13 protein-coding genes are annotated in these 15,219 nt (G+C 69.3%); 7 read left to right on the forward strand and 6 right to left on the reverse strand.

Going from position 1 to position 15,219, the window contains the following annotated elements; translation table 11 throughout:
- Positions 1–75: 75 nt before the first annotated feature.
- Positions 76–1,281: a cytochrome P450 gene (locus ACZ60T_RS30655; protein WP_469668877.1), complete on the forward strand. Its 1,206-nt coding sequence runs from the start codon at positions 76–78 to the stop codon at positions 1,279–1,281.
- Between the two features lie 199 nt (positions 1,282–1,480).
- Here the strand turns inward: ACZ60T_RS30655 and ACZ60T_RS30660 are convergent, their stop codons facing one another.
- A complete protein-coding gene (locus ACZ60T_RS30660; protein WP_469668878.1) occupies positions 1,481–1,795 on the reverse strand; it encodes an AzlD domain-containing protein in 315 nt (104 codons plus the stop codon).
- Positions 1,792–2,481: an AzlC family ABC transporter permease gene (locus ACZ60T_RS30665; protein WP_469668879.1), complete on the reverse strand. Its 690-nt coding sequence runs from the start codon at positions 2,479–2,481 to the stop codon at positions 1,792–1,794. The genes ACZ60T_RS30660 and ACZ60T_RS30665 overlap by 4 nt, the downstream gene beginning before the upstream one ends.
- A 68-nt stretch (positions 2,482–2,549) precedes the next feature.
- Between ACZ60T_RS30665 and ACZ60T_RS30670 the strand changes: the two genes are divergently transcribed.
- Positions 2,550–3,128, forward strand: coding sequence for a helix-turn-helix domain-containing protein (locus tag ACZ60T_RS30670; RefSeq protein ID WP_469668880.1), 579 nt, complete (start codon positions 2,550–2,552; stop codon positions 3,126–3,128).
- A 178-nt stretch (positions 3,129–3,306) separates the two neighbouring features.
- Here ACZ60T_RS30670 and ACZ60T_RS30675 read toward each other — a convergent pair whose 3' ends face one another.
- Positions 3,307–3,510 (reverse strand): cold-shock protein, encoded by a 204-nt coding sequence (locus tag ACZ60T_RS30675; protein WP_043442843.1) that lies wholly within the window; start codon positions 3,508–3,510, stop codon positions 3,307–3,309.
- 387 nt (positions 3,511–3,897) lie between these two features.
- Between ACZ60T_RS30675 and ACZ60T_RS30680 the strand changes: the two genes are divergently transcribed.
- Complete coding sequence (locus ACZ60T_RS30680) at positions 3,898–4,746, forward strand: menaquinone biosynthetic enzyme MqnA/MqnD family protein (protein WP_469668881.1); 849 nt, start codon at positions 3,898–3,900, stop codon at positions 4,744–4,746.
- A 55-nt stretch (positions 4,747–4,801) separates the two neighbouring features.
- Here ACZ60T_RS30680 and ACZ60T_RS30685 read toward each other — a convergent pair whose 3' ends face one another.
- Complete coding sequence (locus ACZ60T_RS30685) at positions 4,802–5,761, reverse strand: DUF8017 domain-containing protein (protein ID WP_469668882.1); 960 nt, start codon at positions 5,759–5,761, stop codon at positions 4,802–4,804.
- 138 nt (positions 5,762–5,899) lie between these two features.
- On the opposite strand from ACZ60T_RS30685, the gene ACZ60T_RS30690 reads away from it, so the two are divergent.
- The gene (locus ACZ60T_RS30690; RefSeq protein WP_469668883.1) at positions 5,900–7,549 is read left to right on the forward strand and encodes a protein kinase domain-containing protein; all 1,650 of its coding nucleotides are present in this window, start codon (positions 5,900–5,902) and stop codon (positions 7,547–7,549) included.
- Between the two features lie 10 nt (positions 7,550–7,559).
- Here ACZ60T_RS30690 and ACZ60T_RS30695 read toward each other — a convergent pair whose 3' ends face one another.
- Complete coding sequence (locus tag ACZ60T_RS30695) at positions 7,560–12,176, reverse strand: FtsK/SpoIIIE domain-containing protein (protein WP_469668884.1); 4,617 nt, start codon at positions 12,174–12,176, stop codon at positions 7,560–7,562.
- Between the two features lie 269 nt (positions 12,177–12,445).
- On the opposite strand from ACZ60T_RS30695, the gene ACZ60T_RS30700 reads away from it, so the two are divergent.
- Complete coding sequence (locus ACZ60T_RS30700; RefSeq protein WP_469668886.1) at positions 12,446–12,760, forward strand: WXG100 family type VII secretion target; 315 nt, start codon at positions 12,446–12,448, stop codon at positions 12,758–12,760.
- 100 nt (positions 12,761–12,860) lie between these two features.
- Here ACZ60T_RS30700 and ACZ60T_RS30705 read toward each other — a convergent pair whose 3' ends face one another.
- Positions 12,861–13,412, reverse strand: a complete 552-nt coding sequence (locus tag ACZ60T_RS30705; RefSeq protein WP_469668887.1) for a hypothetical protein — start codon at positions 13,410–13,412, stop codon at positions 12,861–12,863.
- A 201-nt stretch (positions 13,413–13,613) separates the two neighbouring features.
- Between ACZ60T_RS30705 and ACZ60T_RS30710 the strand changes: the two genes are divergently transcribed.
- On the forward strand, positions 13,614–13,919 hold the full coding sequence (locus ACZ60T_RS30710; RefSeq protein ID WP_469668888.1) for a WXG100 family type VII secretion target: 306 nt from the start codon (positions 13,614–13,616) through the stop codon (positions 13,917–13,919).
- The gene (locus tag ACZ60T_RS30715; RefSeq protein ID WP_469668889.1) at positions 13,916–15,193 is read left to right on the forward strand and encodes a putative T7SS-secreted protein; all 1,278 of its coding nucleotides are present in this window, start codon (positions 13,916–13,918) and stop codon (positions 15,191–15,193) included. The genes ACZ60T_RS30710 and ACZ60T_RS30715 overlap by 4 nt, the downstream gene beginning before the upstream one ends.
- Positions 15,194–15,219: the final 26 nt, after the last annotated feature.

Raw genomic sequence — 15,219 nt, forward strand, 5'->3', positions numbered from 1 at the left:
CGTGTGCTGCGCTGCGTGCTTCCATCTCGTCAGGCGTATGGAGCAGTGAAGGCGGCTGGAAAGGAGAACCGTGCGATGAAACCTGGCAAGGAAGCGATCACGTGCCCGTTCGACTTCAGCGAGGCGCTGGAGTTCGACCCCTCGCTCGCGGCGCTCATGGCCCGCGAGTCCCTCACCCGGATCCGGCTGCCGTACGGCGAGGCCGACGCCTGGCTGGTCACCGGGTTCGAGGGGGTACGCCAGGTGACCACCGACCAGCGGTTCAGCCGGGCGGGGATCATCGGGTCCGACTACCCGCGGCTGACACCGGAGCCCATCGTCTCCCCGGAGTCGATCAACGTGATGGACCCGCCGCACAGCAGCCGGCTGCGGCATCTGGCGTCGCAGGCCTTCACCCCGCGGCATGTGGAGGAGATGCGGCACACGATCGCCGGTCTGGCGGACACCCTGCTGGACGAGATGGCCGCGCAGGACCAGCCCGCGGACCTCGTCCGGCATCTGTCGAACCCGTTCCCCCAGCAGACCATCTTCGACCTGCTCAGCATCCCCCGGTCCGACTGGCCCCGGATGCAGGAGTACGTCCACCAGTTGCTCGCCACCGGACCGGACAGCCGCCACACCGCCGCGGCGGCCAAGGCCGAACTGCGCGCCTACTTCCTCGACTTGGTCGAGCAGCGGCGGCGCTCCCCCGGGAAGGACCTGATCAGCGCGCTGGCCGCCGCCAAGGAGGGCGACGACACGTTCAGCGACGAGGAACTCGCGGTCATGGCACTGACGTTGACGCTCAGCGGTCAGGACACGGCCACCTGCCAGATCAGTAACATCGCCTATCTCCTCCTGACCCGACCCGAGTTGATGGAACACCTCAGGCAACGCCCCGAGACCCTGACGGACGTCCTGAACGAACTGCTCCGCTACATCCCCTTCCGCAAGGGTGTCGGTATCCCCCGGGTCGCTCGGGAGGACGTGGAGATGGACGGCGTACGCATCCGGGCGGGCGACTTCGTCCATGTCTCCTATCTGACGGCGAACCGCGACCCGGAGCGCTACCCGGAGCCGCACACCATCGACCCCGACCGGGCGGGCGCGCCGCACATGACCTTCGGCTGGGGCGGCCACCGCTGTATCGCCGTCCCCCTGGCCATGGCCGAACTCGAAGTGGCCATCGGCCTGTTGCTGGAGCGCTTCCCCGGTCTCCGGCTGGCGATCCCGCCGCAGGAGGTGCGCTGGGACACGGAGACGATCCGCCGCTTCCCGATCGAACTGCCCGTGACCTGGTAGAGCCCGTGGTGGTGGCCGGGGTGCTAGGGCCTGTTGCGAAAGTCCCGTCGTTCGCCCGGAGGGCGGGCCTGGCGGCGTCCGGTGCGGTGCATCGCAAGGCGGAGGGTCGCCCGCGTACTGGATGTACGCGGGCGACCCGACAACGCGGCGAGGTGCCGTGCCGGACGCCGCCAGGCAGGCGGGACTTTCGCAACAGGCCCTAGCTCACCCCGGCCGCCCGCAGCAGTGCCGTGGTGATCGCCGCGCCCAGGACCACCACCACGAACGGCGCCCGGCGCCACGCCAGGACCCCGCCCGTCAACACCCCCGCCGGGCGCGCCCATCCCGCGAAGCCGCCCGCCTCGGTGAGCGCGCCCGTGGCCAGCAGGGCGACCAGCAGTACCACCGCACCCGCCGACAGCAACCGCTGGACGTGGTCCGGCAGTTGGACGCGGCCGTGCAGCAACGGGCCCACCAGCCGGAAGGCGTACGTCCCGACGGCGAGGGCGAGGATCGCCGCGACCATGGCCGTCATGCCCGCCTCCCGAGGGCGAGAAGCCCCGTGAGGGCCAGCAGTACGGGCACCCCGACCGGTACGAACGGCGTCACCGCCAGCGCGACCGCGCAGCCGAGCAGCGCGGCCCGCCGTACGCCCGCGTCCTCGCGTACGGCGGGCAGGACCAGGGCGACGAGGACGGCGGGGAAGGCGGCGTCCAGGCCGAACCGGGCGGTGTCGCCGAGCGCGCCCCCGGCCAGCGCGCCGCCGAGCACGCACAGGTTCCACACCGCGAACAGCCCGATCCCCGAGATCCAGAACGCCGCCCGGCGCCGTGCCGGGTCCCGCTGGGCCAGGGCGAAGGCGGCCGTCTCGTCGGTCACCAGATGCGCGCCCGCGAACCGGGCCAGCCGGCCCCGGTCGCCGAGTACGTCCGCCACGGCGAGGCTGAATGCCGCCGTACGGGTGTTCAGCAGCAGCCCCGTGGCCGCCGCGGCCACCGGTCCGCCCCCGGCCAGCAGGATGCCCACGGCGCTGAACTGCGCCGAGCCCGCGTACACCACCAGGGACATCACCACCGGCACCCACACGGGCAGCCCGCCCGCGACGGCGATCGCGCCGAAGGAGACGCCGACCACTCCACTGGCGAGGCAGACGAGTGACACATCACGGAGCAGGGAACGGTCGAGCACCGCGGGCGGTGCTGTTCGGTACGGCGAACGCATGTTCCTTACAATGGATAGCGACCCACCTGTTCGTCAAGGCGAACGATCGGACCGATGGAGCGAACAGCATGACCGACGACGCGACCGTGTCCCCTCCGGCCCGGCTCCCCCTCGACTGGATCGCCGCCGCCCTGCGCCGCGAGCGCGCCCGCGCCGGGCTCTCCCTCTCCGAGCTGGCCAAGCGGGCCGGCATCGCGAAGTCCACGCTGTCCCAGTTGGAGGCGGCGAGCGGCAACCCCAGCGTGGAGACGCTGTGGGCGCTCGGGGTGGCGCTCGGTGTGCCGTTCAGCGCGCTGGTCGAGCCACCGGCCCCGGCGGTGCAGGTGATCCGGGCGGGCGAGGGCCCGGCGGTGCACTCCGAGCAGGCCAGCTACGCGGCGACGCTGCTCTCGGCGAGCCCGCCGGGCGCCCGCCGGGACATCTATCGCATCCGGCTGGAGCCGGGGTCGGTACGGGCGTCGGAGCCGCATATCCCGGGCTCGATGGAGCACATGGTGGTGAGCGCGGGCCGGGTGCTCGCGGGGCCGCGCGGCGAGCAGGTGGAGCTGGGGCCCGGGGACTACATGGCGTACCGGGGAGACGTACCGCACGCGTACGAGGCGCTGGCGCCCGGGACCGTGCTGGTGCTGATCATGCAGCACGTGTAGGGGGGCGGGGCGGGGTGTATGGGGTGGGGGCGGGCAAAAAGCAGGAGCCCCCTGCGCCGGGGCGCGTGGGGCTCCTTGGGTACTGCTGTCCGTCCGGATCAAAGCATCAGGCTCGTGAGCGCGAGGCCCGGTGAGCCCGAAGGCCTGGAACCGAAGACCGAAGTCCGAGACCGAGGACTCAGATGGCCGTGACGTTCTCCGCCTGCGGACCCTTGGGGCCCTGCGTCACGTCGAAGCTCACCTGCTGGTTCTCCTCGAGCGAGCGGAAACCGTTCGCGTTGATCGCGGAGTAGTGGACGAAGACGTCGGGGCCGCCGCCTTCCTGGGCGATGAAACCAAAGCCCTTTTCGGCGTTGAACCACTTCACGGTTCCGGTAGCCATAAGCCCTCCTTGGGCCCAAAGGGTTGCCCTGCTCCAGAACCTGCAAGTGTGAAAACTGAGCGCCCGCACTGCATATGTCTGAAAACGACGAGAGCCCGCGGTTACATGCTCCGCAGGCTCTGTACTGCAAGGAAACCAAACTGCAACTTGCGGCGAGCCTAGCACGCAGGCAGCCGAAAGCAATAGCGCTCAAGATCACGTCACCCGGATGTTTGAACATGCGGCGAGCCGGATTGACGACAGATGTCTCATCGTAGTCCTAGAAATGGACACCGGGATTCCGGGGGTCGTCCGGGGACCGCATACGGGGTCGTCCGAAGCCGCTTACGGGCGCCGCATACGGGCCCTGGGGCCAGCACCGTACCGCATGGGGTCTAGTCTCGCGATGTGGACAATTCTCGCACCCGGCCACGCGTAGGCCACATCCAGTTCCTGAACTGCATGCCCCTGTACTGGGGGCTCGCGAGGACCGGAACGCTGCTGGACTTCGAGCTGACCAAGGACACCCCCGACAAGCTCAACGACATGCTGGTGCGGGGCGAACTCGACGTCGCGCCCATCAGCCTGGTCGAGTTCCTCAGGAACGCGGACGAGTTGGTCGCCTTCCCGGACATCGCCGTCGGCTGCGACGGCCCGGTGATGTCCTGTGTGATCGTCTCCCAGGTGCCGCTGGACCGCCTCGACGGCGCCCGGGTCGCCCTGGGCTCCACCTCGCGCACGTCCGTGCTGCTCGCCCAGTTGCTGCTCGCCGAGCGCTACGGGGTGAAGCCCGACTACTTCACCTGCCCGCCCGACCTCGGTCTGATGATGCGGGAGGCGGAGGCGGCGGTGCTGATCGGCGACGCCGCCCTGCGCGCCAACATGATCGACGGGCCCCGCTACGGCCTCCAGGTGCATGACCTCGGCACGCTGTGGAAGGAGTGGACGGGGCTGCCGTTCGTCTTCGCGGTGTGGGCGGCCCGGCGCGACTACCTGGAGCGCGAGCCGGTCATCACCCGCAAGGTGCACGAGTCCTTCCTGGCCTCCCGCAACCTCTCCCTGGAGGAGGTCCACAAGGTCGCGGAACAGGCGGCCCGTTGGGAGGACTTCGACGAGCAGGTCCTGGAGAAGTACTTCACGACGCTCGACTTCCGCTTCGGCGCCCACCAGTTGGCGGCGGTCACCGAGTTCGCCCGGCGGGTCGGCGAGACGGCCGGGGTGCCGTCGGACGTGAACGTCAAGCTCCTCCAGCCGTAAGGCAGTCGGGGAGGGTGCTGCGCCACCCTCCCCGCGCGGTGGGGCAGTTCGGACTTCAGGAGATGGTCGGGTCCTTGTACAGCCGTACGGTGGAGGCGATTTTCCGCACCGTGGCGTCCGACACCTCCTCGGACACGCCCTTGACGCCGACGAACGACCAGGAGGACAGCTCTCCCTTGGCGTTCTTGAAGGCGAAGGTCCATGCCTTGCCGTTCGTATCGCACTTCTTGGTCTGCTTCACACCGGCGGACCAGGCGCTCCCCAGACTGCCCTTGAGGCCGGACGTCGCGGTGAACGGCTCCGCGGTGCCCGACTGCACCTTCGCCTTGTCCGGCTGGGTGTATTGCCCGTAGACCCAGGTTTTTGCGTCGGCGGTGGCTGTCTCCTCGGTGGTGTGAGTGCCGCCGTTGACCTTGGTACCGGCCATGGCCAGCGGCGAGTAGTCCCGAGTGCCGTCCTTGTCCTCGTCCGAGGAGCACCACTGCTCCTTCAGGAACGCGGGGGCGCGCACCGCGATCAGCGGCTTGTCGTCGGGGTCGTCGTCGGCGGCGACGTAGGTGACCCAGCCGGGGGACTTGAGCGCCCACTGCGGCGGGACGTCGAAGGCGACGCCCGCGTCCGCGTTCACCACGACCTTCCAGCCGTCGATCGTGGGGGCGTCCGGCTCCTTGTTGCGAGAGTTGTGCGAACTCCGCGTCGGAGAAGCGGTGTTAGTGGGTGCAGGCCCCGGTTTGTCGTCCCCGCCGTTCCCGATCACGGCGTAGCCGGTCACGCCCGCGGCGACCACGACGGCCGCCGCCACGGCGGCGATGGTCCTGGTGCGCTTCCCGTCACCCTTCGGCGGCGGAGGCACGGGCCCACCGGACGGCTGGGTCGGCGCGTTCCACGGGGGCGGCTGCCGCTGGTACGGGTTCTGCTGGTGATACCCCGGTTGCTGGTACGGATTCGACGGCTGTCCGGCCCCGGACGACTGTGGGCTCTGCCCGTCCCCCGGCGGCTGCTCTCCTGGCCACATGCGCAGCAACGATACGGCGATCACAGCGGGTAGCCGAAGCCCCTCCCGTCGTACGGGAGTTCAGAGCGTGGGCATACCCTGCTGAGGGCGTGCGGCGTAGGGACTTTCGCGACACGCCCCGGGAGGGAAGGGGGAGTCATGCAGCCGCTCGAGGCCGGTGAGCCCACCGCGGTGGGGCCCTACCGGCTGCTCGGCAGGCTCGGTTCCGGTGGGATGGGCCGCGTCTATCTGGGGCGCAGTGCCGGTGGGCGCACGGTCGCGGTCAAGGTCGTGCATCCGCACCTCGCGCTGGACGAGGAGTTCCGTGCCCGCTTCCACCGCGAGGTGGAGGCCGCGCGGCGGGTCGGCGGCGCGTGGACCGCGCCGGTCCTGGACGCGGACCCGGAGGCCGCGGTGCCCTGGGTGGCGAGCGGGTACGCGGCCGGTCCCTCGCTGGCAGGCGCTGTCGCGGACGGCGGTCCGTTGCCCGAACACGCGGTACGGACCCTGGGCGCGGGTCTCGCGGAGGCGCTCGCGGCGGTGCACGGTCTGGGGCTGGTGCACCGGGACGTGAAGCCGTCCAATGTGCTGCTGACCCTGGACGGCCCGCTCCTCATCGACTTCGGCATCGCGCGGGCCATCGACGGCACGGCGTCGCTGACCTCCACGGGCGCGTCCATCGGCTCGCCCGGCTATATGGCCCCCGAGCAGATCCTCGGCAAGGGCGTCACGGGCGCGGCCGATGTCTTCTCGCTCGGCGCCGTGCTGGCGTACGCGGCGACCGGGAACTCTCCCTTCCCCGGTGACTCGTCCGCGGCGCTGCTGTACCAGGTGGTCCACGAAGAGCCCGAACTCGGGGCGCTGGACGGCGAGATACGGGATCTGGTGGCCGCGTGCCTGACCAAGGACCCGGCGGCGCGGCCCACTCCGGCTCAGATGGCGGCCCGGCTGGCCCCGCAGGGCGCGGCCCGTCTGGTGGCGGGCGGCTGGTTGCCGGGCCGGTTGGTGGAACAGGTCAGCCGCAGTGCCGTACAGCTCCTGAACCTGGAGACGGTGGAGACGACGCCGTCGGGACCGGTGGGGTTCAGCAGGGTGTCGACGGGGGCGGAGGCCTGGACGCCCGCCGATGGGGGTTCTGGCTCGGCCCCGGTTCCGGAAGGCTTCGGCCCGGCACCCGCCGGGGTCTTCGGCCGACCACCCGACATGCCCGGCCCCACCACGCCTCCCACCGACGGCGGGCCCGGGAAGCTCTCCGTGAGCATGGCCGCGACCTCCGGTCCGGGAGCGGGCGGGCGGGGGCGCCGGGTGAGCTGCACGGTCGCGCTGGCGGTCGCGGGAGCGCTGGCCGCCGTCACGGTCGGCTCGGCGTTCATGACCGGGCTGTTCGGCGACGGCTCTTCGGATCAGGCGGCACACCCCGCCTCCCCGCAGCCCGGCAGCAGTCGGGATGCCGCCGGTGACGTTCCCGCGGCCTACCTCGGTACCTGGGAGGGCGCGGCGAAGGCCCTCAGGGGCACGCTTCCTTCGGGCACGTTCCGGGTCACCGTCCACCGGGCCGCTGTGGGCGAGGAGTTGGGCACAATGCGGCAGACCGACCAGCTCGGCGGCGTCTGCGAGAACGTACTCGTCCTGGACAGAGCCACGAAGACCCGGCTCGTCGCGACGAGCGTGGCCAAGGCGACCAACCGCGCCGTGTGCACGAAGGGCAGACACGCCGTACGGCTGACTCCCGACGGCGCCGCGCTCGAGTTCACCATGGAGAACAGGGAGGCGGGGAACCCGACAGCCCGGTTGGCGAAGATCAAGTAAGGAGTCTGCCTCACACCGGCGTCGTGACCGTGATGTGCTCTCCGCCGCCCAGGTGCAGCATCCCCTTGCCCGGCGTGATGGGCCCGCCGACCATGCTCCGTGTCGTGCGGATGCCGATCAGCTCGCCCGCGGAGGAGTCCTGCGGCGAGAGCAGGATGCCTCGGCGGGCCTTCTTCGCGTCGACCTGCCATCCGGAGAAGCCGTCGCAGATCTCTTCCTCGTCACCCGCGATGACGACGGCCAAGCCCTCTTCGCCGCCACGCTCGATGATGCGCTTGAACACATCCTCCGCGTCGCAGTCGTCCAGTACCTCCGCGTCGTCGACCAGGACTACGATCGGCTGCTCGGTCGAGGCCGACCCGAGGACCTCCTCCAGCTCGTCCTCGTCGATGTCGCGTCCGGTGAAGACCCGCAACACGCCTTCCTGGCCATCCAGTTGGCGCAACGGTGACTGGCGTGGCGCTGCGACGACCAGGCGTACGCCGTGAGTGAGGTAGGAGCGCGCGAAGTTCAGCAGCACGGTGCTGCGACCCGACTTGGCCGGACCGCCGATGACGAACACCGGGACCCCCTGGGCGAGGTCGGGGCCGAACGCGGTGAGTTCGTCGCCGCCGACACCCGCCAGGGCCCACAGCGGGGCGGTGTCGGTGGTCGGTTCGCGCATGGCCCACGCATCGGCGAACGAGATCCGGCCGGGCAGGACGTCGACCCGGAAGGGCCGCCGAGCGCGCGGCGCGTCCGTGTCCCGGGCCGCCGCCGCGTCGCCGATGGCGATCAGCGCGGCTCCCTGGCCCTGACCGGTGGTGTCCTGGGAGAGCAGCGCGAACTGCGTCTCCGCGGCGGTCTCCGCGCGAAAGGCCCGGCCTGGCGCGATCTCCTCGGGAACCTTGCGGGAGTTGATGTCCAGCATCGAGAAGTCGCCGCGGTCCGACAGCCGCAGACCGTATTTGTCCTCCGTCAGCGAGGAGATCCGCCCCGTCAGAAGCTGACGGTCACCGGTGATCACGACGTGCAGGCCCACGCTCGCGCCCTCGCGCATCATCGCGAAGAGCTGGTCGGTAAGGTCTCCGTGGTCGTACTCGCCCAGTGTGGGGAGCCAGCCCTCCCAGCGGTCGAGGAGCAGCACGATGTGCGGCAGCCGCTCGTCCTCTGCGACCGCGGCTCGCTGCTCGCCGATGTCGGCGAAGCCCTTCTCGGCGAGCAGGTCCTGGCGCCGGTTGAGTTCGCCGGTCAGCCGGGTGACGAGCCGGACGACCCGCTCGAGTTGGTTGCGCCCGACGACCGCGCCACAGTGCGGCAGCCGGGCCAGCGCGTTGAGGGCGCCGTTGCCGCAGTCGATGCCGTACAAGTGGACGTCGGCACAGGAGTGCGTACGGGCCAGCGAACCGGCGATGGTGCGCAGCAATTGCGAGCGGCCGGTGCGCGGCGCACCGGCGACGAGCAGATGCCCGAAGGTGGCGAAGTCCACGGCCACCGGGCGCCGGGCCTGGTCGGCGGGGATGTCCTCCATGCCGTACGGGGCGGCGGGCAGTGCTCCCTGGGCTCGTACGGCCGGGAGGTCGTCGAGGAGCAGGGTCTCCTCGAGGGCGGGCAGCCAGGGGGAGTGCTGAGCGGGGATCCCGAGGGCGTGGTTCGCCTCACGTACGGCGTCCACCAGCACCTTGAGGTCGGTGATCTCGTCGTCCTCGCGCGCCTCGGACTTGGGCTTCTGCAGCGCCGCGCGCCCCAGTTCCGCCCAGGGCAGTGGACCGGCCCAGGGTGCCAGTGACCGCGGGTCGGCCGCGCCCGGGCGGCGGCCACCGACCCGGCCGGACTGGAAGGGGATCAGGGAGGCGTGACCCAGGCGGACGTACGCACGCCCCGGAGTGCCCTTGGAGATGTGCCCGGCCTCGGGCGCGTCGATGACGTCGCTGGATTCACCGGCATCCGTCACCCGCAGCGCGATACGCAAGTTGGTGTTGGCCCGGATCTCTGGAGAGACGACGCCGCTCGGGCGCTGGGTGGCCAGCAGCAGGTGGATGCCCAGCGACCGGCCTCGTTGGGCGATATTGACCAGACCCGTGACGAAGTCGGGCAGGTCGCGCACCATGGACGCGAACTCGTCGATGACGAGGAGCAGCCGGGGCACGGCCTCGTGCGACGGGTCCCGGCGGACCAGGTCCTGGTAGTCCTCGATGTCCTTGGCGTCGGCGGCAGCCAGGATGTGCTCGCGTCGCTTCAACTCCGCGCCCAGCGATTCGAGGGCACGCTCCACGAGGTGTGCGTCGAGGTCGGTGACCATGCCGACGGTGTGCGGCAGCTTCACACAGTCCTTGAACGCCGAACCGCCCTTGTAGTCGACGAGCACGAACGTCATGTTCTCGGGGGTGTTGGCCACGGCGAGGGCTGCCACGATGGTCTGCAGGAGTTCCGACTTGCCGGAACCGGTCGTACCGGCGATCAGACCGTGCGGCCCGTCGCGCCGGAGATCGATGCCGAACGGGCCGTCGTACGACTCGCCGATCACCGCCATCGTCGACTGGCCGCCCGCCCGCCATCGCGCGACGATTCCGTCCCCCGTCGGCGGTTCCAACTGCAGTACGTCGAGCAGTCGGCTCGCGGCGGGCAGGGCGGAGCCCTCGGCCTCGCCGCTGATGTCACGCAGCGGGGACAGCGCGCGGGACACCCGGGCGCACCAGGCCGACGACACGAAGTCGGGCCGGATGTCCTGCCTGCGCGGGGCGCCGGCCTGCTCCACCCGCAGCCGCAACTGGAGGACCTGCTCGGTGGCCTGGGTCTGCTGTGCCGTCCGGTGCCAGGCCTGGAAGGAGGGGAAGCCACCGACGACCGCTTCCGTGGCGGTGGGGGAAGCGCCTGTGCTGTCGTCGGTACGACGTGGCTCGGCAAGCACGACGGCCTGGCATTCGCCCGGCAGGAACCGTTCCTCCGTGTCGAGGCAGATCGCGTACAAGGAGACGTCCGGCCCCTCGCGCAGCAGCCTTACCACCCCGGGCAGCGAGCGCAGCCGACGGGAGCCGTCCCAGACCACCACGATGTCCGGGTCGGAGAAGGCAGGTCCGCCACCGCGACGGCCGCTCTCCTTGAGCGCCTTCTGCCGGGCGTCCAGCAACCGGGTCAGCTCGCCGACACGTGCGCTGACGGTCTCGGAGTCGGTCCCGATCAGTACGTTGACGTCCTGGCCGCCCGAGGGACGGGTGTGCGGCAGCCAGCGCACCCAGTCCCAGCGCGGATGCGCGTCGTTCTCGGTGAGGACGTAGAACTGGACGTCCATGGGGCTGTGCAGGACCGCCGTCTGGGCCACGACCCACCTGCCCAGCGCCTGCGCACAGTCGCCGGGTCCGGCGATACCGACGACTCCGAGGTCCCTCAGCGGCAGCGCGACCGGTGAATCCTCGATATGCCAGGTGACCTCGCGTTTGTGATCGTCCTGCTTCGGATCGTCCAGCACCACCTCGGACGGGATACGACCGGTGCCGACACGGACGAGCAGATGGTCGGCGTCGGTGCGCCGACGCTCCCACAGGCGGGTACGGGGGCCCGTGGCGAAGTTGAGTACGGCGGCGGGATCCGGGATGGCGTCGCGCCGGTCAAGTCGCTCGATGCGCAGCGCCTCCCGGGCCTCCTTCTCGATCCGCTCCTTGTGCTCCTTGTACTCCTTGACCTGCTTCGTATGGGACTTGCGCCCCTGCTTCTTGTCCACGAAGTAGTTAGCGACGAGCATCAGTGGGCTCATCACGGCCATGATCAGGTAGTACCAGCGGCCGAACACCATGACCGAGACCACGGCACCGACCAGCGGCATCAGCGCCATGAGCCACGGCAGCGGACGCGCCTCGTACTCGCCGGGCGGCGAGGGCAGCCGGAACTGTGTCCTGCGTTCGGCCGGGCGTAGTCGCGGAGGCCTGTTGTAGTCAAGCCCGGCTCCGTCGTCCGACCACTTCAGGGCCGCGTCGGGCAGGCTGTACCGGGTGATCTCCAACAGGCTGTTGCCGAGAGCGAGTTGTGCGCCGAGGGGCCAGTTGCCGCCGTCGAAGTCCTCACTGTCGAGCCGGGCGGAAGACGGTGCCGCGCTCGGGCGGGCGGGGTCCTCCTTGCCGCCCTTCCCTCCACCTTTGGCACCCGCCTCCGTATGCAGGGTGACCTGGCAGGTGCCATCGATGGAGAGGGACAACGTCGCGGCACGGTGAGCCAGTTCGGGATCGTTGATGCGCAGGTGCGCGGTGGCGCCGCTGCCGATTTCGTACCGCCCTACGCCGAGCCGGTGCACGGCACCCGCCCCCGGTCCACCGGTCACCCGGAACTCGACGACTCCACTCGGTTCTCCGAGCAGGCAGCCCGCCGGATCGTGCAGGCTGACGACGGCGCCCTCCCGCAGCGGCGACCCGACGACGGTGGCTGCCGGGTCGAGGGGACGGCCGTCGACGTACGCCGGTGGTGCCTCGCCGAAGCTGTGGCCGGCCTCTTGGTGGTGTCCTGCGAGAGAGACGATCTGCGTACTGCTGTGGAGCCCGACGTGTTCGGCCAACTCCCGGGTGATATCGCCGACCGACGACTCCGGATCAGCGTCGAGGATCACGTCGGCGCTGGTGCCGCTGAGCGGGTCGACGACGGTCAGACTCAGGCGCACGTTCGTCCTCCTCGCAGTGCTCGGGCCGCCCCCGGAGCGCAGAACACAGTGCAAGCGACCTTAGCCGTCCCGTGGTTCACCAGTGCAACAGGATGTCCACAGTTCACCGGTCACCAACTGCCGCGCTGTCTCCCAACGACCCACACCCGTAGGATCTTTGCCCAACGCGGACGTTTCGATCGGCAGCAACCGGCAGGCGCAGCCGGTTCGTTCGCGGCAACGCGCCACGGGGGCAGTCCCTGCGGCGAACCGAACGGGAGGAAGTCCTTATGGGCGGCAAGAGCGGCAAGGACGCAGATCTCACCTATGCCGAGATGGAGAAGACCGCGACGGATCTCCTCAAGGACATGGACCACCTCGAGGACAAGATCAACTCGGTCGAGAAGCGGGTCAAGTCCCTGGTGGAGCACGGCTTCACCACGCAGAAGGCCTCTGGAGCCTACGAAGAGTCCATGAAGGAATTCGCCAAGGGCGCGGTGAGGACCATCCATGGCCTGCACGGCCTGTCCGACTTCCTGACGAAGGCCAAGGAGGCCTACGAGAACGTGGACACCGATCTGGAGCGCGCCGCCAGGCCGAAGTGACGCTGGGGCTGTCGTGCCTTCGCGGGTGTGGTGGGGCGTGCGGCGCTCTCCACCGCACCCGCCCTGCTGCGCCCCGATTCGCAACGAGCCGTCGTAGGGCTCACTGGTGCGGAGGGTTGCGCATCACGTACATGTGCAGGTCGCTGCGCAACTCCTCCGTGGTCAAGGCCAGCCACGAACCGTCGGGAAAGCGAATGCGGAGCTTGTCGGTCTCGAACGCGCCGAGCAGAGGGTCTTCGAGAACCGCCTCTCCGGCGGGAATCTCGGCGACGACGCGCATGCGCTGCTCCCTGCGGACCGACACCCGCTTGGGCGGTGCGGCCAGGAGGATGCGCCCCTCGGCGAGCAGGACGAACCGTTGGTGGTGGGTGGAGTGGCTGTACCAGCGCAGCAGGAATCCGGCTGCCGTGCCGTTCCAGTTGCCGTCGAAGGTCTGGTCGAGGCGCTGCTCGATGATTGCCGCGCCACGTCGCTCGGCTTCGAGGTCCGTCGCGCGCGCACGTTCGCGCTCCGCCTTCGTCGACAACATGCGCTTGAGCGCCTCCTCGCCCGACGCGAGGAGGCCGAGTAGGGCCACAACCGCCATCAGGGGGGGCGGCCAGTACGACGCCGAGCACACCGAGCGGCCCCCTGAACGCCAGGCGAAGGGCACCGGATCCGGCGGCCGCGTACACATCTTCGGGAGGCCTGGGGATTGTGCCGATCGTGCACCAGGCCCCGGCATCCGGGGTGACACCGAGGCGGTTTCGTATGGCGCGGTCGGTACTCCTGGACAAGCCGTCCCACCTTCCTTGCTGCCTGCGGGGGCGAAGCCGCGTAGCAGTCTCTCATGTTCACGACGGGGAATTCTTCAATGGCTGACGGACTCAAGTACGACCTCGACACGATCAAGGAATGTTCCCGAACTCTGGGGAGAATCCACCGAGAGTTCGACCATCATGGAAATCCGGCGGACGGTTATGAGGACGATCTGGGGCACGGCGGTCTGAAAGATGCCTTCGACGAGTTCGGCAGCACATGGAAGAAGACACGCAAGAAGCTCTCGAAGGAAGTGAAGAAGCTGTCCGAGTACACCGGGGCCGCAGCCCAGAAGTACGAGGAGATCGATCACGAGTTGGCAAAGGCCATCGCCGGCGCCATGGGGAAGGGCAAGAAGTGAGCAGGCGATCGAGCGACTGGCCGCCGCTGTGGGACGGTGACCCCACCCCGGGAGACCCTGACGAAGTCGCCGCACTCGGGCGCAAGCTGCGCAAAATGGCCGACTCAATCGATGAACAGGCTCGGGTCATCAAGGCGTTGTCGACCGTGGAGGGCTGGGACAGCGATGCGGGACGCGCTTTCAACGAGATTGCCGACGGCGCGGGTGATCGCCTCAAGAAGGCCTTCGAGCGGTACGACGAAGCGGCGAAGGCGCTCGGCACCAAGGTCACCGAGGGTGAGTCCAAGGAGTTCGCCGGGGAACTGCACCGTGCGCAGAAGAAGGCGGACAAGGCGTTGGCCGACTACCAGGAGGCCGTGACCGATCACGACCTTGCCGACAGAGAAGTGAAGAAGATAACGGACAAGCACCCTCTGGGTGATGTGGCCGAATCGGACCGGCAGGATCACGAGAAGTGGACGAAGAAGCGCGCTGAGGCGCTGCGTCGGATGGGGGATGCGCGCAAGAACGTCAAGGACGCCAGAGACATCTTCGACGACGCAGGAGACCGCGCTGCCCGACGCATCAAGAACGTGGTGCACCACGACGCCGTGCGCGATCCGGGCGGATTCATGAACTGGCTCGCCGACTGGGCGGACACGTTCTCCAATATCTCCGCAATCCTGTCTGTCCTGGCTGTCATCTGTGCGTTCGTTCCACCGCTGCAGTTCCTCGTCCCCGTCTTCGCGGCCCTGGCCGTCCTCTCCAGTGCGGCGGCGCTGGCCGGTCATGCCTACGACATGTCGGTGCGTGGGGGGAAGGTCAACTGGCTGAAACTGGGGACCGACGCGCTGGGCATCCTTCCCGGTCTCGGAGCGCTCAAGGGCTTCAAAGCGTTCAGCGGCCTCAAGGGACTGGGGAAATTCCGTGGGCTTGGCAAGTTCGGTTCAGCCGCGATAGGCGGTGTGGGCCACAACTTTCTCAACGGCGTCAGCGTGACCCTCACGAACAAGACTCTGGCCGTAGGACTCAAGCTCGGCACCAAGCTCGGCACCAAGCTCAAGGTGACTAACCTTCCGAAGGCGTTCGAGCCTCTTGGGGGCAAGCAGGTCACGGCCGCCATCAAGGGCACGGGGCTCGCAAGTGCGCTGCACCGGATGTTCAGTGGAGAGAACGGGGAGAAGACGGGATATCAAGAGCCGGCCAAGCCGAAGACTTCTCCTGCCCCCACCCCGACTCCGCGCCCCTCGCCTAACCCGTCACCCAAGCCGTTCCACGCCGCTCTGGCCGCATAGTCAAAGTCTCAGCGAATGGAAAGACG

Source organism: Streptomyces sp. NPDC104371 (assembly GCF_055583785.1).